Source organism: Mesorhizobium sp. M7A.F.Ca.MR.245.00.0.0, assembly GCF_003997415.1.
Classification (GTDB): Bacteria; Pseudomonadota; Alphaproteobacteria; order Rhizobiales; family Rhizobiaceae; genus Mesorhizobium.
This window is the reverse complement of the sequence record NZ_RZTE01000108.1, coordinates 1-812: the sequence shown is the minus strand read 5'-3', so window position 1 is coordinate 812 and position 812 is coordinate 1. Positions and strand designations below refer to the sequence as shown.

General features: G+C 61.2%; 1 protein-coding gene. It reads left to right on the top strand.

Annotated elements, in window-relative coordinates; genetic code table 11:
* Nucleotides 1–753: hypothetical protein (locus tag EOB80_RS34280; RefSeq protein ID WP_127332399.1), on the top strand; the 753-nt coding region annotated here is incomplete at its 5' end.
* Nucleotides 754–812: the final 59 nt, after the last annotated feature.

Here is an 812-nt window from a genome sequence, read left to right as displayed (position 1 = left end):
AGGGGCTACGACTGGTCATCGACGTACAAGACGATTGTCGAGGCGGCGGCAACCCTTCCCAAGTCGGCAATCATCGACGGCGAGGCAATCGTCCTTAACGAGAAAGGCGTGTCGGATTTCCATTCGCTGCGGTCGGCGATGCGATGGGCGCCGGATCGGATCATCTTCGTTGCCTTCGATCTGCTGCACCATGACGGCATCGACCTGCGTCGCGAACCGTTGCTGGCACGTCGGGAAAAGCTGCTCGAACTCGTCGGCACCGCTAAAGGCGTGATCCAGTACAGCCACCATGTGCATGGCGGCGGGGCTGACTTTTATGCCGCGGTTGATCGGATTGGCCTAGAGGGCATGGTGTCGAAGCGGGAAGAGAGCAGCTATCGGTCAGGCGACACCGAAGCCTGGGTGAAAACGAAATGCTATGAGGAAGTCGACTTTGAAGTTGCAGGCGTGCAGCGAACGCCCGGTTCGGCTCCACTCGCCTTGATGGCAACCCGCGATGCGGAACGCCGCTACGTCGGCTCGGCAAACATCGCCCTGACCAAAGCCATGCGGGAACGCCTCTATGCCAAGGTGCAAGAGGGGAAAGGCTCGCCACCGAGGGGCGCCGACAAGCCCGATGCCGAAGACCAAAGCCATGCGGGAACGCCTCTATGCCATGGTGCAAGAGGGGAAAGGCTCGCCACCGAGGGGCGCCGACAAGCCCGATGCCGAATGGATCGAACCTGGCCTTGTCGGACGCGTGAAGACCCTTAAGCGCGAAAATAAACTACGCCACGCCACGCTGCGGGCGATCCGGGAGGCAAAGGCATGAC